General features: G+C 68.8%; 14 protein-coding genes. 9 read left to right on the top strand and 5 right to left on the bottom strand.

The window, feature by feature from the left end; all coding sequences use genetic code 11:
- The first annotated feature begins 262 nt into the window (after positions 1–262).
- The 3 genes from ABL312_RS11930 to ABL312_RS11920 all read left to right on the top strand — a co-directional run bounded on the left by ABL312_RS11930 (position 263) and on the right by ABL312_RS11920 (position 6,330).
- Complete coding sequence (locus tag ABL312_RS11930) at positions 263–1,435, top strand: efflux RND transporter periplasmic adaptor subunit (protein ID WP_349357600.1); 1,173 nt, start codon at positions 263–265, stop codon at positions 1,433–1,435.
- Positions 1,432–4,656: an efflux RND transporter permease subunit gene (locus ABL312_RS11925; RefSeq protein ID WP_349357599.1), complete on the top strand. Its 3,225-nt coding sequence runs from the start codon at positions 1,432–1,434 to the stop codon at positions 4,654–4,656. Before ABL312_RS11930 ends, ABL312_RS11925 begins: the two co-directional genes overlap by 4 nt.
- Before the next feature lie 351 nt (positions 4,657–5,007).
- Positions 5,008–6,330, top strand: coding sequence for an OmpP1/FadL family transporter (locus tag ABL312_RS11920; RefSeq protein WP_349357598.1), 1,323 nt, complete (start codon positions 5,008–5,010; stop codon positions 6,328–6,330).
- 299 nt (positions 6,331–6,629) lie between these two features.
- Here ABL312_RS11920 and ABL312_RS11915 read toward each other — a convergent pair whose 3' ends face one another.
- Positions 6,630–7,409 carry an SDR family oxidoreductase gene (locus ABL312_RS11915; RefSeq protein WP_349357597.1) on the bottom strand — a complete coding sequence of 260 codons (780 nt, stop codon included), beginning with the start codon at positions 7,407–7,409 and terminating at the stop codon, positions 6,630–6,632.
- Positions 7,410–7,666: 257 nt separating this feature from the next.
- On the opposite strand from ABL312_RS11915, the gene ABL312_RS11910 reads away from it, so the two are divergent.
- The 3 genes from ABL312_RS11910 to ABL312_RS11900 all read left to right on the top strand — a co-directional run bounded on the left by ABL312_RS11910 (position 7,667) and on the right by ABL312_RS11900 (position 10,676).
- Positions 7,667–8,470 (top strand): UDP-2,3-diacylglucosamine diphosphatase, encoded by an 804-nt coding sequence (locus ABL312_RS11910; RefSeq protein ID WP_349357596.1) that lies wholly within the window; start codon positions 7,667–7,669, stop codon positions 8,468–8,470.
- Positions 8,467–9,516, top strand: a complete 1,050-nt coding sequence (locus ABL312_RS11905) for a glycosyltransferase family 1 protein (protein WP_349357595.1) — start codon at positions 8,467–8,469, stop codon at positions 9,514–9,516. Before ABL312_RS11910 ends, ABL312_RS11905 begins: the two co-directional genes overlap by 4 nt.
- Before the next feature lie 143 nt (positions 9,517–9,659).
- On the top strand, positions 9,660–10,676 hold the full coding sequence (locus tag ABL312_RS11900) for a threonine/serine dehydratase (RefSeq protein WP_349357594.1): 1,017 nt from the start codon (positions 9,660–9,662) through the stop codon (positions 10,674–10,676).
- A 15-nt stretch (positions 10,677–10,691) separates the two neighbouring features.
- Here ABL312_RS11900 and ABL312_RS11895 read toward each other — a convergent pair whose 3' ends face one another.
- Together ABL312_RS11895 and ABL312_RS11890 are read right to left on the bottom strand one after the other, a co-directional pair.
- Positions 10,692–11,741 carry a DUF2336 domain-containing protein gene (locus ABL312_RS11895; RefSeq protein ID WP_349357593.1) on the bottom strand — a complete coding sequence of 350 codons (1,050 nt, stop codon included), beginning with the start codon at positions 11,739–11,741 and terminating at the stop codon, positions 10,692–10,694.
- 205 nt (positions 11,742–11,946) lie between these two features.
- Positions 11,947–13,182 (bottom strand): protein phosphatase CheZ, encoded by a 1,236-nt coding sequence (locus ABL312_RS11890; RefSeq protein ID WP_349357592.1) that lies wholly within the window; start codon positions 13,180–13,182, stop codon positions 11,947–11,949.
- Between the two features lie 131 nt (positions 13,183–13,313).
- On the opposite strand from ABL312_RS11890, the gene ABL312_RS11885 reads away from it, so the two are divergent.
- Entirely contained in the window at positions 13,314–14,471 is a 1,158-nt protein-coding gene (locus ABL312_RS11885) for an MFS transporter (RefSeq protein ID WP_349357591.1), read from the top strand.
- Between the two features lie 22 nt (positions 14,472–14,493).
- On the opposite strand, the gene dgcA is transcribed toward ABL312_RS11885, so the two are convergent.
- A complete protein-coding gene (dgcA, locus tag ABL312_RS11880; protein ID WP_349357590.1) occupies positions 14,494–15,477 on the bottom strand; it encodes an N-acetyl-D-Glu racemase DgcA in 984 nt (327 codons plus the stop codon).
- A complete protein-coding gene (gene dgcN / locus ABL312_RS11875; protein ID WP_349357589.1) occupies positions 15,474–16,487 on the bottom strand; it encodes an N-acetyltransferase DgcN in 1,014 nt (337 codons plus the stop codon). The genes dgcA and dgcN overlap by 4 nt, the downstream gene beginning before the upstream one ends.
- Positions 16,488–16,720: 233 nt before the next feature.
- Between dgcN and ABL312_RS11870 the strand changes: the two genes are divergently transcribed.
- Together ABL312_RS11870 and ABL312_RS11865 are read left to right on the top strand one after the other, a co-directional pair.
- A complete protein-coding gene (locus tag ABL312_RS11870; RefSeq protein WP_349357588.1) occupies positions 16,721–17,866 on the top strand; it encodes an ABC transporter permease in 1,146 nt (381 codons plus the stop codon).
- Positions 17,867–18,667 (top strand): ABC transporter ATP-binding protein, encoded by an 801-nt coding sequence (locus ABL312_RS11865; protein ID WP_349357587.1) that lies wholly within the window; start codon positions 17,867–17,869, stop codon positions 18,665–18,667.
- The last annotated feature ends 19 nt before the right edge of the window (positions 18,668–18,686 follow it).

The following is an 18,686-nucleotide window of genomic DNA, read 5'->3' as shown; positions in this document are numbered from 1 at the left end:
ATGGGGAGTGCCGCGCGGCCGGTCAACGCCTGATGTCTGATATATATTCTCTGACGTTTCTTGACAATCGTCATAACGCCCTCATATTGACGAGGCGTCAGCGTCGCGGTCGACCGGCCCGATGCGCATTCGCACCCGTCCCCCCAATCGCGCCCTCATGTCGCGCGGGACCGATCCTGAGGACACCGCGAGGTCTGATCCGATGCCTTCCCCGCTTCGCTCTTCGATGCCCGGTGCGTCGCACCCTGTGCTGGACCCTGCGATGTCCGACCGGTCGAGGCCCGACGTCGCTGATCCGCGCGAGCACCGCGGTGGCCCATCGCGACGGCCGCTGGCCGCGCTGCTTGCCGCCAGTCTCGCCGTGGGGCTTGCCGCCTGTCAGCCGGAGCCGGGCGGCGACGCGGGGCAGGTGTCGGAGCCGCGCACGGTCTGGGTCGAGGCGGTGGAGGCGCCGCCCGCGCGGCGCCTGTCCTATCCCGGCACGATCCGCGCGCGCTCCGATGTGCCCTTCGCTTTCCGCGTCGGGGGCAAGCTGTCCGCCCGGCTGGTCGACGTTGGCGATCCCGTCGCGCCGGGCGCGGTGATCGCGCGTCTCGACCCGTCCGACCTCGAGGCCACGCTCAGCGCCGAAACGGCCCGCGAGCGCGCCGCCCGGGCCGAGGCCGAGCGCTCCGCGGACGATCTGACGCGGGTGGCCGCGCTCAAGGACAAGGGCCATGTCAGCCAGGCCGCGCTCGACCGGGCGCAGGCGGCCGCCGATGCGGCCTCCGAGACGCTGAAGGCGGCCCGCGAACGCCGCCGTCTGGCGGAAAACCAGCTGGCCTACGCGGTCCTGCGGGCCGATGCCGAGGGCGTCGTGACCTCCGTGCTGGCCGAGCCGGGCGAGGTCGTTGCACTCGGCCAGCCGGTGATCCGCATGGCGCGCACCGACGCCCCGGAGGCGGAAGTCGCGATCCCCGAGGCGCATATCGCCGACGTCGCCGGCGCAAAGGCGACCGTGACGCTTTGGGCGGCGCCCGAACGCGCGTTCCCCGCGACCCTGCGCGAGCTCTCGCCGCAGGCCGACCGTGAGGCGCGGACCTTCACCGCGCGCTTCGCCATCGAGGGCGCGCAGGATGTCGCCCGTCTCGGCATGACGGCGACCGTGCATCTGTCGCCCGAGGCGGCGACGGAAGGGGTGGCCGTGCCGCTGTCGGCGGTGTGGTACCGGGGCGAGGCGGCGCATGTCTGGCGGGCCGAACCCGGGGAGACGCAGGTCACGGCCGTGCCCGTCGCGGTGGTGCGCTTCGACGCCGCGCATGCCATCGTCACCGGCGATCTGCCGCTCGGCGCGCATGTGGTGAGCCTCGGGGCGCATCGGCTGGACGAGACCCGCAAGGTGCGCGTCGAGCTGCGCGACGAGACCGGCCCGGTGGTGATGGGAGCGGCGCGATGAGCGGCTTCAACCTCTCCGCGCTGGCGCTGCGCCATCAGACGCTCGTCCTGTTCTTCATTCTGGTGACGGCGGCGGCCGGCATCTGGGCTTATGGCAATCTCGGGCGCAACGAGGATCCGGCCTTCACGGTCAAGGTGATGGTCGTGACCGCCGCCTGGCCCGGCGCGACCGCGCAGGAGATGCAGGATCAGGTCGCCGACAGGGTCGAGACCCGGCTGCAGACGCTGCCCTATCTGGGGCGGCTGGAGACCTACACCCGCCCCGGCTTCATGGCGACGCAGATCGTGCTGCGCGACGACACGCCGCCGAGGGACGTGGAGGACCTGTGGTACCAGGTGCGCAAGAAGGTCGGCGACATTCGCGCGGATCTGCCGCCGGACGTGCGCGGTCCCTTCTTCAACGACGAATATTCCGACGTCTACGTGCAGGTCCACGCGCTCACCGTCGACGACGTGCGCTGGGTGGAGTTCTCCGATCTCGCGGAAATGGCCCGGCAGAGCTTCCTCGCCGTTCCCGGCGTGGAGAAGGTCCAGCTCTTCGGCGAGCAGGACCAGAAGATTTTCGTCGAGATCTCCTACGCCAAGCTGGCGACGCTCGGCATTCCCGCCGCGGCCATCTTCGAGGCGCTGGCGGACCAGAACGCCGTGGTGCCGTCCGGCTCCGTCGACACGCCGAGCGAGACCGTGCAGGTGCGCGTCAGCGGCCGGCTCGGCGGGGTCGCGGCAGTGGCCGCCGTGCCCGTCAAGGTCGGCGACGAAACGCTGCGGCTCGGCGATATCGCCACCGTGCGGCGCGGCATTTCGGACCCGCAGAGTTATCTTGCCCGCTACAACGGCCAGGACGCCATCATGCTCGGCATCGCCATGTCGGAGGGCGGCAACGTGCTGGAGCTGGGCGAACGGCTGGCGGTCAAGGCCGACGAGATCCGTGCCCGGCTGCCGGTCGGCGCCGAGCTGCATCAGGTCTCCAACCAGCCCGAGGTGGTCGAGGAGGCGATCGGCGAATTCCTGCTGAAGTTCGTCGCCGCGATCTCCATCGTGCTTCTGGTGTCCTTCCTGTCGCTCGGCTTTCGCACCGGCATCATCGTGGCGCTGTCGGTGCCGTTGACGCTGGGTGGCACCTTCGTCGTCATGCTGCTGCTCGGCATCGATCTGGAGCGCATTTCGCTCGGCGCGCTGATCCTGTCGCTGGGTCTTCTGGTGGACGATGCGATCATTGCCATCGAGATGATGGTGGTGAAGATCGAGCAGGGGTGGGATCGCGTCCGCGCGGCCTCCTATGCCTGGGAATCCACCGCCTTTCCGATGTTGTCGGGTACGCTGGTGACGGCGGCGGGCTTTCTCCCCGTGGGCTTCGCCCAGTCGGCGGCCGGCGAATATGCCGGCGGCATTTTCTGGGTGGTGACCTCCGCGCTGCTGATCTCCTGGATCGTCGCGGTGGTCTTCACGCCCTACCTCGGGCTCAAGCTGCTGCCGAAATCGCTGGAGGCCCATGCGGCCGAACGCGGCGACGTCGACGAGGACGCGATCTATCGCACCCGGGGGTACGAGCGATTCCGCCGCTTCGTGTCGGCGGCCGTGCGCTTTCGCCTGCCCGTCGTGCTGATCACGCTGGCGCTGCTGGCGACGGCCGGCTACGGCATGGGCTTCGTCAAGAAGCAGTTCTTCCCCAATTCCTCGCGGCCCGAGGTGCTGGTCGAGCTGAAGGGGCCGGAGGGCGCGTCCTTCGCCGCGACCGAACGCGAGGCGCGCAAGCTGGAGGCCTGGCTCGCCGAGAGTCCCGACGTCGACTATTTCACCACCTACATCGGCGCCGGCGCGCCGCGCTTCTTCCTCGCCTACAATCCGGAACTGCCCAATCCGAGCTACGCGCTGATCCTGGTCCAGTCGAAGGGCGGCGATCACACCACGCGTCTGGTGGAGCAATTGCGCGCGCGCTTCGAGCAGGCCGAGGGCGCGGTGCGCGGGCGGGCGAACAAGCTGGAGCTTGGGCCCCCCGTCGGCTATCCGGTGCAGTTTCGCGTCGTCGGTCCGGACCGCGACGAGGTGCGCGCGATCGCGGCAAGGGTGCGCGAGACGATGCGGGCGCATCCGGCGACGCGCAACACCGAGCTCAAGTGGGGCGAGAAGGTGAAATCCGTCCGTCTCGAGGTCGATCAGGAACGGGCCCGTGCCCTCGGCCTGTCCACCCAGGAAATCGGCCAGTCGCTGCAGGCGCTTCTGTCCGGCGTCGAGGTGACGCGCCTGCGCGAGGGGCGGCATGCGGTCGGCGTGGTGGTGCGGGCGCGCGAGGCGGAACGCGCCGCGCTCGGCGATATCGGCGATCTGGTGATCAACGTGCGCGGCGGGCGGGCGATCCCCGTCTCGCAGGTCGCGCGGATCGAATATGTCTCGGAAGAACCGATCCTGTGGCGACGCAACCGCGAGACCGTGCTCACCGTGCGGGCCGATGTGATCACCGGCGTGCAGGCCCCCGACGTCACCGCCGAGCTCCTGCCGGAGATGGCGGCCATCGAGGCGGAGCTTGCCCCCGGCTACCGGATCGACGCCGGCGGCGCGGCGGAGGAATCGGCCAAGGCCAACACGGCGCTCGCCAAGGTCTTTCCGGTGATGCTGCTCGCCATGGCCATGCTGATCATGCTGCAGATGCACTCCTTCTCGAAGATGATCCTGGTCTTCCTGACGTTTCCGCTCGGCCTCGTCGGCGCGGTGGCGGCGCTGCTGATCGCCGACGCGCCCTTCGGGTTCGTGGCGATCCTCGGGGTGATCGCGCTGGGCGGCATGGTGATGCGCAACACGCTGATCCTCGCCGACCAGATCGAGCACGACCTGAAGGCCGGGGCCACCATGCGCACGGCCATCGTGGAATCCACCGTGCGCCGCGCCCGGCCGGTGATCCTCACCGCGCTGGCCGCCGTGCTCGCCTTCATCCCCCTGACGACCAACATCTTCTGGGGGCCGATGGCGATCTCGATGATCGGCGGTCTCACCATCGCCACGGTGCTGACGCTGGTCTTTCTCCCGGCCCTCTACGCCCTGTGGTTCCGCAAGCGGCTCGACAAGAGCGATGCGGAGCTGGAGGCCGCCTCCACGCCCCCCTCCCTGGCACGGGCACGCGAAAACCCGACGGAGACGACGGCCGGCAAGGCATCCGATCCGGACACCGACACGGCAGAGCGCACACCGGACCCCGCGCCGGCTCTGCCCCGGGCGGCGGAGTGACTCACTGAGTCCTCCGCCGCCGACCGTGACATTCCTGCAACTTCCTTCAGAAAACAAAATCGCCGGGCGCAAATGTCGCGCCTGCCTAGAAAATGTGCATTCGTGCGCGACGCGCCGTCTACGTTAAAAAACTGATACAAAATACCCGGTTTGCGCGCAGCGCGACGATCCTGCGCGGTCGGGTGTCGCAACGTCACCATTCGAAAGATGAAATTGCTGCACTGCGTCATCGTTTGCGGCCTGAGAAAGAGGCTGTTGCCTCCCTCAGGCGCAACGGTACATCTTCCCTAAACGTAATGGCTGGGTCCGCTCTACGGGCCACAACACACAGTGGGGAGGTTGACGTCGCTTATGGGGTACAAGGTCAAGGCGGCACTTCTTTCGATGACGGCGCTTGCCGTCTCGATGACTGCAAACAACGCGCTGGCGGGCGGTTTTGCACTGCGTGAGCAGAGTTCCTACTACCAGGGGATGTCTTTCGCCGGATATGGCACAACCGGGCCGTCGATCTCGTCGATGTTCTGGAATCCGGCGACGCTGACCGGGGCCGGCGAGGGATGGACGATCGAGGCGCACAATACGATCGTCGTGCCGAAGGCGGAGATGGACGGAACCTTCACGTCGAACGGCGTGCCGCTTCCCCCCTTCGGCGTGGTGCTGCCGAACAGCTCGGTGCCGTCGGGCGACGTGGGCAATGATGCCTTCGTGCCCGCAAGCTATGTTGCCTATCGGCTGAACGACCGGGCGGTGTTCGGCGTGTCGGTGAATGCGCCCTTCGGTCTCTCCACCAAGCCGACGGACAATTGGGCCGGACAGTTCTACTCGCGCTCCTCCAAGGCGATGTCGATCAATGTGACCCCGACCATCGCCTATGAGGTCAACGACATGATCTCCGTGGCGTTGGGGCTCCAGATCCAGCACTTCGCGGTCGCGCTCAAGCAGGCGGTGCCCAATGTGCCGGGCTTTCCGACGGCGGGGCTCGTGGGCGAGGATATCGGCTTCGGCGTCACGGCCGGTGTGACGGTCAAGCCGTTCGAGGGCACGGAGATCGGCGTCGGTTACCGGTCCATGGTGATGCATGAGCTGGACGGTCAGCAGTTTTCGCCGGCCGGGATCGCCCCGATCCGCGCCCGGCTCAAGACGCCCGACATGGTGAACCTCTCCGTCAAGCAGCGGGTGACCGATGCGTTCCGCGTGCTGGGCACGGTCGAGTGGACCAACTGGAGCCGGTTGAAGACGCCGGTGGTGGTGCCGCTCGTTCCCGGTGTCGCCTCGACGCCGCTGCCGTTCAACTACGACGACGGTTGGTTCTTCTCGGTGGGCGGCGAATACGACGTCACCGAGGATCTGACGCTGCGCGCGGGCTTCGCCTATGAGATGTCGCCGATTGACGAGTCGATCCGCTCGACTCGGCTTCCGGACAACGACCGCTACTGGTTCTCCGCCGGTGCCAGCTACGAGGTCTTCGAAAACCTCTCGCTCGACCTCGGCTACACCTACATCCACACCGCGGATACGAAGGTGAACATCGTGCCCGGCCACCAGGACTACAAGCCGGCGCTTGGAAGCTATTCCTCGAATGTGGATGCGAACGTGAACATCGTCTCCGCCTCGATGCGCTACCGCTGGGGCGGGCCGCATGCGCGCGCCGAGGCGAACGCCCGCGGGTATTGATCCCACGAGGGTCTTGATCTGAAGGGCTGAAACAAGTCCCGAAAGGGCCGGCGGAGCGATCCGCCGGCCCTTTCGGTGATAAAGCCGCCCGGGGCGTCCTCCCGGACGTCGCGCCTGCGACGATCCGGGACCGGGGAGGCACGGCTTTCCAGGGTGCGGGGTCGCTCGCTCCTTGGCTCTCCGATCCCGGATCTCCGGCTTCGCCTGCGTCCGGGAGGATGCGGAGAAACGCGCCCCTCCTTTGCCGGCAGATCAAGGCCGGCGGAGGTCGTCGCCGGCCGTTTTTCTGGCGTCCCGCGTCAGAAGGCCGCCGGGTAGAGGCCGCCGTCGACCAGCACGTTCTGGCCCGTGATATAGGCCGCGTGGGCGGAGCAGTAGAAGGCGCAGATCCGGCCGAACTCCTCCGCCGTGCCGAAGCGTCCGGCCGGGATTTCCCCTTCCTGTCGCGCGCGCGCCGCCGCGACGCTGGTGCCGGCCTGTTCGGCCGCGCGTTCCAGGCCGCCGCGCAGCCGGTCGGTGTCCATCTTGCCGGGCAGCAGGTTGTTCACCGTCACGTTGTTCCGGGCATAGGTGCGTCCCACGCCGGCGAGGAAGGCCGTCAGCCCGGCGCGCGCGCCGCTCGAAAGGTCGAGCCCCTCGAGCGGCATGCGCACGGTGATCGAGGTGATGTTGACGATGCGCCCGAAGCCGCGCGCCGCCATGCCGTCGGCCACCTGCTGGATCATCTCGATGGGCGAGATCATGTTCTGGATGACGCCGTCGATCATCGCCTCGCGGTCGAGCTCGCGATAGTCGCGGCGCGGCGGTCCGCCGTTGTTGTTGACGAGAATGTCCGGCTCCGGGCAGGCCTCGAAAAGGGCGGCCTGGCCCTCGCGCGTCGAGACGTTCGCGGCGACCGGGGTGACGGAGACGCCGAAGCGCGCGCCGATCTCCTCGGCGGTGCGCGCCAGCCGGTCCGCGTCGAGCCCGTTGACGACGAGGTCGCAGCCCGCTTCGGCGAGGGCTTCGGCGCAGCCGCGCCCGAGCCCCCGGCTCGAGGCGCAGACGATGGCCTTGCGGCCGGTCAATCCGAGATCCATGCGCGTGTCCTTCCTTCTCGCCGCCCGCCGGCGGCTCCGTCTTTTCTGCAAGCGTTGCCGAAGTGATAGCGGAGCGCGCGGGCGCAAGTCCATGGGCCGCGGCGCCGGCGACGCACCCCCGACCCGCGCCCGACAGGGCCCGGCGCAGGTCGAGACAGGCGCCCGGCGAAGCATTCGCCCGGGCAATCCTTGCCGGGTGTCATATTTCTGAGACCGGAATCGAGCACATAGGGCGCGAAATCCTTGAGGAGCGCGCCATGTCCGTCGAACCGGCCCAGCGACACTTTCGGGCGATCTTCCTGTCCGACATTCACCTCGGCACCCGTGGCTGCCAGGCCGATCTGCTGCTCGACTTCCTGCGGTACCACGATGCCGAGACGATCTATCTCGTCGGCGACATCGTGGACGGCTGGCGGTTGCGGCGGATGTGGTACTGGCCGCAGGCGCATAACGATGTCGTCCAGAAGCTCATGCGCAAGGGGCGCAAGGGCGCGCGGATCGTCTACACGCCGGGCAATCACGACGAGTTCCTGCGCGATTTCCTCGGCACCCATTTCGGCGGTATCGAGGTGGTCGACGAGACGGTGCATGAGACAGCCGCCGGCAAGCGCTACCTGGTCATCCACGGCGATCGCTTCGACGTGGTCGTGCGCCATGCCAAGTGGCTCGCCTTCCTCGGCGACTGGGCCTATGTCTCGGCGCTCAACATGAACACCGCGCTCAACATCGTGCGCCGGCGGCTGGGGCTGACCTACTGGTCGCTCTCCGCCTGGGCCAAGCTCAAGGTCAAGAACGCAGTCAATTTCATCGGCAAGTTCGAGGAAACGCTGGCCGCCGAGGCCGAGCGGCTCGGCGTCGACGGCGTGATCTGCGGACATATTCACCATGCGGCCGACCACTCGGACTTCGGCACGCATTACATCAACACCGGCGACTGGGTGGAGAGCTGCACGGCCATTGCGGAGCATCACGACGGAACGTTCGAGATGATCCGCTGGGCCGAGCTGCGCGCGCAGGCGACGGTTCCCAAGGCGGCGACGCGGGCCCAGGCGGCGGCATGAAGTCGCTTCTGATCGTCACCGATGCGTGGCGGCCGCAGATCAACGGGGTGGTGCGCACACTCGAACGCACCATCGAGGACATGCACGCGCGCGGCGTGCGCGTCGAGCTGATCACGCCGGCCGACTACCGCACGCTGCCCTGTCCGACCTACGCGGAAATCCGCCTCAGCCTGACGACGCCCGGCGCCCTGCGCCGGCGAATGCTGGCCTATGACTGCGAGCACCTGCATATCGCGACCGAGGGGCCGCTCGGGCTGATGGCGGTGCGCGTGGCGCGCAGGTCCGGGACGGTCTTCACCACGAGCTATCACACGCGGTTTCCGGAGTATCTGTCGGCGCGCGTGCCGGTGCCGCTGGGGTGGTCCTATGCCTGGATGCGGCGGTTTCACAACACCGGCTTCGGCTGCATGGTCGCGACGCGCACGCTGGAGGACGATCTCGCCGCGCGCGGGTTTCGCAATCTGATGCGCTGGTCGCGCGGCGTCGATCACGAGCGCTTCCGGCCCTTCGAACGCACGGCGGGCAGCGGCGTGCTGCCCGACAGCCTGCCGCGCCCCGTCTTCATGTATGTGGGGCGCGTGGCGGTGGAGAAGAACATCGGCGCCTTTCTCGATCTCGACCTGCCCGGCAGCAAGGTGGTCGTGGGCGACGGTCCGCAGCGCGCGGAGCTGGAGAGCGCGCATCCCGAAACGCTGTTCACCGGCGCGAAGACCGGCGAGGCGCTTGCGCGCCACTACGCCGATGCGGATGTCACCGTCTTCCCGAGCCTCACCGACACCTTCGGCAACGTGGTGCTGGAATCGCTCGCCTGCGGCACGCCGGTCGCGGCCTTCCCGGTCATGGGGCCGCTCGACATTCTGGAGGGGACGGGGGCCGGCGTGCTCGACACGGATCTGGAGAAGGCCGCGCTCGCGGCGCTGAAAATCCGCCGGACCCGCTGCCGTGACGTGGCGCTGGAGTACACCTGGGCCCGCAGCACCGACCAGTTCATCGAAAACTGCCATCGGGCGAAGGACATCGCCGCGCAAGCCACGCAGGCGGCCTGACGGCGGCCGGGACCGGAGCCGGACATGCTTGTCGCGCGGGCGTCGGCGGTTTATCCCGGCTATGGTTTGTTCCGGTAAGCGCATCGCGGGGTGCGTCCGGAGCATACGCACCGCAAGGGGCCGTCGTGCCGGGAGCAGAAGACATGGATCAGCAGGTCGAGACGCCTGGACAGGCGCCAGGAGAGGCGCCAGGGTTCGACGATATTCTGGCCGCGCGCGAGCGGATCGCGGGACAGGCCGTGCGCACGCCGTTGCTCACATCCGCCTTTCTCGACGCGACGACCGGCGGGCGCATCCTGATCAAGCCGGAAAACCTGCAGCGCACCGGCTCCTTCAAGTTTCGCGGGGCCTTCAACCGGCTGTCGATGATCCCGGAGGCCGACCGGGCGGCGGGGGTCGTCGCCTGTTCGTCGGGCAATCACGCGCAGGGCGTGGCGGAGGCCGCGCGGCTGCTCGGCATGCCGGCGACCATCGTCATGCCCGAGGACGCGCCGAAGGCGAAGCTCGACCGCACCCGGCGCGCCGGGGCACGCGTCGTCACCTACAAGCGCGGCATTGAGGATCGCGATGCGATCTCTCACGCAATCGCGGCGGAAACGGGCGCGACCTTCGTCCATCCCTTCAACGATCCGGGCGTGATCGCCGGGCAGGGGACGCTCGGTCTGGAGCTGTGCGAGCAGGCGGCGGAGATCGGTGCCGAACCGGACGCGGTGCTGACATGCGCCGGCGGCGGCGGGATGAGCGCGGGCGTCGCGCTCGCCTTCGAGCGGCTCGCGCCGGACTGCGCCTTCCATCCGGTGGAGCCGGCCGGTTTCGACGATATCGCCCGCTCGCTCGCGGCCGGGGAACGGCTCTCAAACCCCAGCGAATCCGGATCGGTGTGCGACGCGATCCTCACGCCGATGCCCGGCGAACTCGCCTTTTCGATCCTGCGCCGGCGGGCCGGCGGCGGTCTGGTGGTGAGCGACGACGAGGCGCTGGCGGCGGTCGCCTTCGCCTTCCGCGAGTTGAAGCTGGTGGTGGAGCCGGGCGGCGCGGTCTGTCTTGCCGCCGTGCTCGCCGGCAAGCTGCCCGTGGAAGGGCGGACGATCGCGCTGACCCTGTCAGGCGGCAATGTCGATCCGGCGCTGCTGGCCTCGGCTCTGGAGCGCTTCGGCTGAAGCCTGTCTGTCGATTCAGTTGAAGACGCGCGGCGTGCCGGGATGGCGCATGGTGCGATAGGCGTAGACCTCATGCGCGACGCTGTTGGTGCCGACGCCCAGCCAGGCGCAACGCAGCCGCAGGAACTTGCCGTAGGTCTTGTGGCCGATGCCCGTTTCCTTCATCAGCATGGCCACCGCGCCGTCGTTCTGCGAGGCGAAGGTGTCGCGCACCGCGCCGTCGCGCAGGTTCAGGTGGCGGGCGACGAGCCAGATGATGGCGTCCATGTCCTCGCGCTCCACCAGCGTCAGCAGGATGTTCTCGAAGCTGAGCTCGCCGGAGGCGATCTGGATGCGCACCTCGTGTCTGGAGAAATGCTCGCCATCGATCTCCAGCCCGGCGTCGCGGTCGTCCATCACGGCCTGGGCGGCGATCTTCTCCAGCGCCGCGTCGTCGTCCAGCGCCTTTTCGAGCGCGGCCGGCATCAACGGACAGTCCGTCTCGCCGACGAGTTTCATGTCCTCGCGGAAGGTCTCGTCGGTTGCGCAGCGATGGGCGAGCGCGCCGAGCAGCTTGCGGTCGCCGTTCGACAGGATCAGCAGGGCAAGAAGGGCGCGCACGGCGAATTCCGCGCCTGCGTTCTGCAGCAGCGCGTTGACGACCGCGAAATTGCCGCGCGCGATGAGGGCGTCGGAGACCTTTTCCGGCACGCTCTCGCGTCGGGCGATGGCCAGGCGATGCCGGTCGCAGCGATTGCGCGCGACTTCCGTGAGCTTGCGTTCGCTGATGACGGGGGAATGCTCGAGGATCGCCTCGCTGATGTCGAAGGCTTCGGTCGCGAGCCGGTCCGCCAGTTCGGTGGTGATGCGGTCGGTGCGCGCGAGGCGGACGACGATGTCGAGCCGCGTGGCCTGGTCGAGCTGATCGAAGACATCGAGCACGAGCCCGGAAAACAACGTGCGCTCGGCCTCCGTAGGGTCACGTTCGACCTTGTCGGCGTATTGCGCGCTCAACAGGCGAACGAGTTCCGACCGGGCCGATGATTCCCGCGTTCTTGCCAGTTCCTCCAGCCGCGCAAAAAGCATTCTGTCGCAATCCGAATGGTCGTGAAGTCGTTTGCCTGCGGATCATCGCAGGTCATTCGACAAAGATACACTCGAAAGGGTTAATGATCGTGAAAACTGCGGAAGGGGAAGGAGGTGGGCTTGCGGCCGGGGCCCGTCACTCCCGGCAGGGCACGGCGCGGCACTGCCAACGCGCGCCGCGTCAGCGGACCCGCGACTGGCGTTGTCAGCTGAACAGCGACTGGCGTTCGCCTTCGGAGAGACGGGCGAGCGGATCGTCCGATGCGTCGCCGTCGTTCGCGGCGTCTTCCTGCCACTTGCGTTCGTCGGCGGTCTCGGTGGCCGCGCGGGCCGGGGCCTCGAAAACGTCGGCTTCCAGCAGATCGGCCTCGGTGATGCCGCTCACATCGGCAAGCGCGGAGGCGCCGGTCTCCTCGTCGGCGGCATCGACCATGTCGATATCGTCGATCGCATCCACCGCGAAGACGTCGGCTTCCTGCTCGGCCGTCTCTTCGGCCGACGCGGCGTCGGACGCATCCTCGTCATCGTCGCTCTGGTCGAACGCATCGTTGCCGGCGAACAGCGCGTCGATCTCGTCGGCGCCGGCGGTGTCCCCGGCAAAGGCCGCGGCCGCTAGGTCGTCGGCGGTCAGGTCGGCCATGAGGTCGGCGCTCGCGTCGGCCGCGTCCTCGGCGCTCTCCGCTGCTTCGGGTTCCGCGTCGTCGCCCGCGTCGGCGGTTTCTTCGGACGTCTCGGCGGGGCCGAAGAGTTCGTCCACCGCGTCCTGATTGACGCCGCGGCCCTCGAGCTGGGGACCGTTGAGCAGATGCGCGTCCGGGCGGCTGTCCTGACGCAGTTCCAGATCCTTGGCCTCGAGATCGTCGATGCCCCAGATGGAGATCATCAGGTTGATGCGCGATTCGAGGTACTGGAGCACCTGCACGATCTTCTGCGTGCGCTGACCGGTCAGGTCCTGGAACGAGCAGGCCATGAAGATCTCGGTGGCGCGCGCGTCGATCTCGTCGCAGGTCGCCTCGTCGGCGCCGGCCTCGCGCAGCGTCCAGCCGTGTTCCTGGATCGCTTCGGCGGCGGCGAGGATCTCCTGGGTCGCGGCCTCGGTCTTGGTGACGATCGCGTCGAGTTCGTTGGAGGCTTCGCTGAAGCGGTTGCCGTCGTCCGCCTCGTGCTTGATGTTGGCGATCTCGCGCTTGGTGCGCTCGATGGCCTCCTGCATGTCTGCGATGTCGAGGCGGATGCGGTCGATGTTGGGCACGGTGCGGTCGCGCACCATGGCCTTTTCCAGCCGTCCGATGGCGTCGAGCACGACCTGGGTCTCGGGCTTCTGGTTGCGCTTCAGATATTCGTCCAGAAACCAGCGGCCCCGCTCCGTCTCGGTCAGAGCGCCGAAAAGCGCTTCGTAATCGCTCTCCCGGATCGCGCTGGGCGTGCTGTTTTCGGCCATTGCTGGTCTTCCGCGTCGCTGGTTACGTGGTCGGCGCCGCAGCGCGTGATCGAACGTCCTCAAGGCATAATCGCCAAATCCTTAAAATCGGTATAGAAGGCCGCTCGCCCCTCCCAAAGGGATCCGTCTCCATGTCCTTGCGGTATCGCGTGGCCGCGCTGTTCGCGGCCTATTTCTTCGGTCTCGGCCTGTTTCTGCCCTATTTTCCGCTGGTTCTGGCGGAGGCCGGGCTGAGCCCGGCGGAGATCGGCACCGTGCTCGCCCTGCCGCTCGCCGTCCGCCTCATCGCGAATCCCCTGGTGGGCGCGCTGGCCGACCGCTACGCCCGACCGGGGCCGGCGCTCGCCGTCCTGTCGGCGCTGGCCGCGCTCGGGTTCGCGGGGTTGGCCGCCGTCTCCGGCTTCTGGTCCATCGCGCTGCTGCTGGCCGTCACCTCGCTCGCCTGGGGCCCGATCGTGCCACTGAGCGACGCGCTGGCGGCGCGCGTTCAGCGCGAGGGGGGCGGCGACTACGGCCGCATGCGGCTGTGGGGCTCCATCGCCTTCATCGTCGCCAACATCGGCGGCGGTGCGCTCGTCGGCGCGGCGACCGAGTTGGTCGTGGTCGGCGGCATCGTCGCCGGGCTCGCGGTCTCGGCCTTTGTGGCGATGGCGCTGCCCGTGGCATCGGTGCGCGCGGCGCCGCAGACGGCGTCGCCGCAAGACCCGACCGCGCCGCCGGCGCGCACCCTCTGGTCGCCGCGCTTTCTGCTGATCATCGCGGCCGCCGGCTGCGTGCAGGCAAGCCACGCCGCCTACTACGCCTTTTCCGCCCTGCACTGGTCGCAGGCCGGCTTGAGCGGGGTCTGGGTCGGCGCGTTCTGGGGGCTCGGCGTCGTGACGGAGATCGCGCTCTTCGCCATGGCCGGGCGGATCGGGGCGCGGATCGGCCCCGGCGGGCTGCTGGCGCTCGGGGCGGGGGCCGCCATCCTGCGCTGGGTGCTGTTTCCCTACGCGGTCGACCCGGTCTCCATCGCCGCGCTGCAGGTGCTGCACGGGCTGACCTTCGGGGCGACGCATCTGGGCGGGGTCGCCTTCGTGGCGGCGAGCGCCCCGCGCCACTGGGCGGGCGCCGCGCAGGGCGTGGCCTCGACGGTGGTCGGGGGCCTGACCGCGCTCGCCTCGGCGCCCGCCGGCGTGCTCTACGCCATCGGCCCGGCGCTCGCCTTCGACGCGATGGCCGGGCTTGCCGCGCTCGGGCTCGTGTCGCTGGCGCTCGCGCGGCTGGCGTTTCACCCCGCGTCGCCGTAAGCGCCCTGGTGAGGGGCTGACCTCAGCCCCACAGCTCGGCGGTCGGCGGGAAAAGCCGGCTGCCCTCGAAGCGCAGGCCGGGCGCGCGGTCGGTTTCCAGCAGCAGCGGCGCGTCGAGATCGACGTAATCCGCCCCTTGCGCGACCAGAACCGCCGGCGCCATGGCGAGCGAGGTGCCGAGCATGCAGCCGACCATCACCTTGAAGTCGCGGGCCCGCGCGGCCTGCAGCAGATCGAGCGCCCCGGTCAGCCCGCCCGTCTTGTCGAGCTTGATGTTGACCGCGTCGTAGAGCGGCGCGAGACGCTCCAGATCCGCGCTTGTGTGGAGGCTTTCATCCGCGCACACGGGGATTGGACGCGCCAGCTCCGCGAGCACGCTGTCGGCATCCGCCGGCAGCGGCTGTTCGATCAGCTCGACGCGGGCGGCCGCGCAGGCAGCCATGTTCTCCGCGAAACTCTCCGCCGACCAGGCCTCGTTGGCGTCGACGATCAGCCGCGCCTCGGGGGCCGCCGCGCGCACAGCCGCGATGCGCGCCGGGTCGCCCGGACCGCCGAGCTTGATCTTGAGCAGCGGTCGGGCGGCGGCGCGCGCGGTGTCCGCCGCCATCTTCTCCGGCGTGCCGAGGCTGATGGTGAAGGCGGTGTCGCAGGCTTCGAGTGCCGGCAAGTCCGCCAGCCGCCAGGCCGGCGTGGCGGACCGCTTGGCCTCCAGATCCCAGAAGGCGCAGTCGAGCGCGTTGCGTGCCGCGCCGGCCGGCATGCCCGCCTGCAGCTCGGCCCGCCCCAGCCCGCGCGCCACGTCCGGCGCAAGGGCGGCGATCTCCGCCATCACGCCCTCGACGGTCTCGCCGTAGCGGGCGTAGGGCACGCATTCGCCGCGCCCGACGTGCGGACCCTCGCTGAGGGTCGCGACGACGACATGCGCATGGGTGCGCGCGCCGCGCGCGATCGCGAAGCCGCCGGCGATCGGCCAGCTGTCGGTGGTGACCTCGAGAGTGACCGTCATGCCGAGGGGAACTCGCGGGCGATGCGCTGCACGATCGACGCGCAGCCGAAGCGGACGGGGTCCGTGGTCGGCAGCTCGTAGGCGCGTTCGATCTCGGTGAGCTCGCGCCGCGCGTCGGGCTCCGACAGGGCGGCGGTGTTGACGCAGATGCCGACGCAGCGGATCTCCGGATTGGTGAGGCGGCCGAGCGCGATGGTCATGTCGATGACCTGCTGGATCGTCGGCAGCGGCGTGTCGACCCCGCGCATGGTGGTGCGGGTGGGCTCGTGACAGACGACGAAGGCATCGGGCTGCGAGCCGTGCAGCAGGCCGAGGGTGACGCCGGCGAAGGAGGGGTGGAACAGGGAGCCCTGACCCTCGATCACGTCCCAGTGGTCGGGCTCGGCGGCCGGCGAGATCCATTCGGCCGCGCCGGAGATGAAGTCCGCCACCACCGCGTCGAGCGACACGCCGCGCCCGGAAATGAAGATGCCCGTCTGGCCGGTCGCCCGGAAGTCGGCGTCGAAGCCGGCATCGCGCATTCCCTTTTCCAGCGCCAGCGCGGTGTATTTCTTGCCGACCGAACAGTCGGTGCCCATGGCGAGCAGGCGCCGTCCGGTGCGCCTGGTGCCCTTGCCGGTGGCGAACGCGATCTCCGAATGGCGCACGTCGCGCAGATGGCGGCCCGTGCGGGCGGCGGCGTCGCGGATTTCCGGCACGTCCGCCAGGCGCATGTGCAGGCCGCTGGCCACATCGAGGCCCGCTTCCAGAGCCGCCACGATGGAATCCACCCAATGCTCGGGCAGCACGCCGCCGGCATTGACCGCGCCGATGATCATCGTCTTCGCGCCGGCTTCCGCCGCCTGCTTCGGCGCCATGTCGGGCAGACCGGCGTCCGCCTTGCAGCCGTCGAGTCGATATTGGCCCAGGCACCATTCGCGCCGCCAGTCGACGATGCCGAGGCCCGTCTTGGCGGCAAGCGCGTCCGGCACGTCGCCGAGAAAGAGCAGATAGGGGTGGGCGATTTCCATCGGGAACTCCTTTGCGCGGGCTGCGCGACCGGGTTACGCACCCGTGTGCGCGATGTCGGTCGATGCGGGCATGAGACGCGACAGGCGCGGCTGGACGCTCATGGTTGCGCCAAGGTATACGTGTCGATCAGGACGCGGGGCAAGAGGCGCGCGCCTCGCCGGCGCGATGCCCGGCAGGTGCCTGCGAACGCCCGGCAGGTCTCTGCCAACGCCCGGCAAGCACAGGAACGCGCATGACGATCCATCCCGCACAGGATCTGCCCGGTCTGCGGGTCGAGACAGGCGACGGCGGGGCCCGGATCGTGGCGGACGGGCCCTGGACGATCCACCACAGCACCCGACTGGAGAGCCTTCTCGCGGAGCTGCCGGCCGAAAGCGCCGGCAAGGTCACGCTCGACGCGTCGCAGCTCACGGCGCTCGACACCGTCGGCGCCTGGCTGCTGCACCGGCTGCGCGGGGATCTCGACTACCGCGGCGTCCGTGTCGAGATCTCGGGCCTGCGCGACTCGTATCGCCTCCTGCTCGCCGAGGTCGAGCGGCACCATCCCCCGCCCTGGAAGCCCATGCGCCATCCGATGTCGCTGCTCGGCATTCTGGAGCGCACCGGCCGGGCCGTGGTCGAGATCGGCCACGACATCCGCTCCGTGATGCATATCGTCGGATCGCTGGTCAGCGTGCTGTCCGGGGTGTTCCTGCGCCCGCGCTGCCTGCGGCTGCCCTCGGTCTTCAGCCAGTTCGACCGGACCTGCCTCGGCGCCGTGCCCATCGTGGTGATGATGAGCTTCCTGATCGGGGCGATCATCTCCCAGCAGGGCGGCTTCTACCTGCGCAGCTTCGGCGCGGAGGTCTATGTCGTCAATCTCGCCGGCGTCCTGGTGCTGCGCGAGCTCGGCGTGATCCTGACGGCGATCATGGTCGCGGGCCGCTCCGGCTCCGCCTTTACCGCCGAGATCGGCTCCATGAAGATGCGCGAGGAGATCGATGCGCTGCATGTGATCGGGCTGAGGGTCACCGAGGTTCTGATCCTGCCGCGGTTGCTGGCGCTCATTCTGGCGCTGCCGGTGCTGACCTTCCTGTCGAACCTCGCCGCCCTGGTCGGGGCCGGGCTGGTGAGCTGGCTCTATCTCGACATGGCGCCGCGCGTCTTCATCGACCTGATGCAGGTTGCCGTGACCGTCGACACGCTCCTGGTCGGCCTCGTCAAGGCGCCGTTCATGGCGCTGATCATCGGGCTGGTCGCCTCGGTGGAGGGCATGAAGGTCTCCGGCTCGACCGAATCGCTCGGGCGCCACACCACGCTGTCCGTTGTGAAGTCGATCTTCATGGTGATCGTCGTCGACGGCCTGTTCGCCATTTTCTTTTCCTCGATCGGAATCTGAATGTCGGTCTCGCCCGAAGCTTCCGTTTCCGCGTTGTCGACGCCGACGAAGGAGGTCGTGCTCAAGGCGCGCGGCGTCACCGTCGGCTTCGGGTCCACGCTGGTGCTGGAGAACCTGGATCTCGACGTCTACCGCCGCGAAATCCTCGGCTTCGTCGGCGCCTCGGGCACGGGCAAGTCGGTGCTGATGCGCGCGATCCTTGGCCTGACGCCGCGCCGGGCCGGCTCGGTGGAGGTGTTCGGGACGGATCTCGCCACGGCGAGCGACGCGGAGCGGCAGGCGATCGAGCGGCGCTGGGGCGTGCTGTTCCAGCAGGGCGCGCTGTTCTCCTCGCTCACCGTGCGCCAGAACATTCAGGTGCCGATGCGCGAGCACATGACCATGTCGCAGCGGCTGATGGACGAACTCGCCCTGCTGAAACTGGAAATGGTGGGCCTGTCGCGCGCCGCCGCCGACAAGTTCCCGGCCGAACTCTCCGGAGGCATGATCAAGCGCGCGAGCCTCGCCCGCGCGCTGGCGCTCGATCCGGATCTGGTGTTTCTCGACGAGCCGACCTCCGGCCTCGACCCCATCGGGGCGGCCGCCTTCGACGATCAGGTCATGAAATTGCGCGAGACGCTGGGACTCACCGTCTACATGGTGACCCACGATCTCGACAGCCTGCATTCCATTTGCGACCGCGTCGCGGTATTAGGGGACAGACGCGTGTTGAGCGCCGGCACCGTCGAAGAGCTGATGCGCTTCGATCACCCCTGGGTGCAAGAGTATTTCAACGGCGTCCGGGCGTTGCGCCGGGTGTGAGCGAGAGTCTGAGGTCACC

It is taken from the genome of Stappia sp. (genome assembly GCF_040110915.1).
Classification (GTDB): Bacteria; Pseudomonadota; Alphaproteobacteria; order Rhizobiales; family Stappiaceae; genus Stappia.
The sequence above is the reverse complement of the archived record's forward strand: the minus strand, read 5'-3'. Positions and strand labels throughout refer to the sequence as shown.

Bases quoted from the DNA above. Each gene is read 5' to 3' on its own strand.
- ABL312_RS11930 (WP_349357600.1), top strand. From the start codon at position 263: ATGTCCGACCGGTCGAGGCCCGACGTCGCTGATCCGCGCGAGCACCGC.
- ABL312_RS11925 (WP_349357599.1), top strand. From the start codon at position 1,432: ATGAGCGGCTTCAACCTCTCCGCGCTGGCGCTGCGCCATCAGACGCTC.
- ABL312_RS11920 (WP_349357598.1), top strand. From the start codon at position 5,008: ATGGGGTACAAGGTCAAGGCGGCACTTCTTTCGATGACGGCGCTTGCC.
- ABL312_RS11915 (WP_349357597.1), bottom strand. From the start codon at position 7,409: ATGGATCTCGGATTGACCGGCCGCAAGGCCATCGTCTGCGCCTCGAGC.
- ABL312_RS11910 (WP_349357596.1), top strand. From the start codon at position 7,667: ATGTCCGTCGAACCGGCCCAGCGACACTTTCGGGCGATCTTCCTGTCC.
- ABL312_RS11905 (WP_349357595.1), top strand. From the start codon at position 8,467: ATGAAGTCGCTTCTGATCGTCACCGATGCGTGGCGGCCGCAGATCAAC.
- ABL312_RS11900 (WP_349357594.1), top strand. From the start codon at position 9,660: ATGGATCAGCAGGTCGAGACGCCTGGACAGGCGCCAGGAGAGGCGCCA.
- ABL312_RS11895 (WP_349357593.1), bottom strand. From the start codon at position 11,741: ATGCTTTTTGCGCGGCTGGAGGAACTGGCAAGAACGCGGGAATCATCG.
- ABL312_RS11890 (WP_349357592.1), bottom strand. From the start codon at position 13,182: ATGGCCGAAAACAGCACGCCCAGCGCGATCCGGGAGAGCGATTACGAA.
- ABL312_RS11885 (WP_349357591.1), top strand. From the start codon at position 13,314: ATGTCCTTGCGGTATCGCGTGGCCGCGCTGTTCGCGGCCTATTTCTTC.
- dgcA (WP_349357590.1), bottom strand. From the start codon at position 15,477: ATGACGGTCACTCTCGAGGTCACCACCGACAGCTGGCCGATCGCCGGC.
- dgcN (WP_349357589.1), bottom strand. From the start codon at position 16,487: ATGGAAATCGCCCACCCCTATCTGCTCTTTCTCGGCGACGTGCCGGAC.
- ABL312_RS11870 (WP_349357588.1), top strand. From the start codon at position 16,721: ATGACGATCCATCCCGCACAGGATCTGCCCGGTCTGCGGGTCGAGACA.
- ABL312_RS11865 (WP_349357587.1), top strand. From the start codon at position 17,867: ATGTCGGTCTCGCCCGAAGCTTCCGTTTCCGCGTTGTCGACGCCGACG.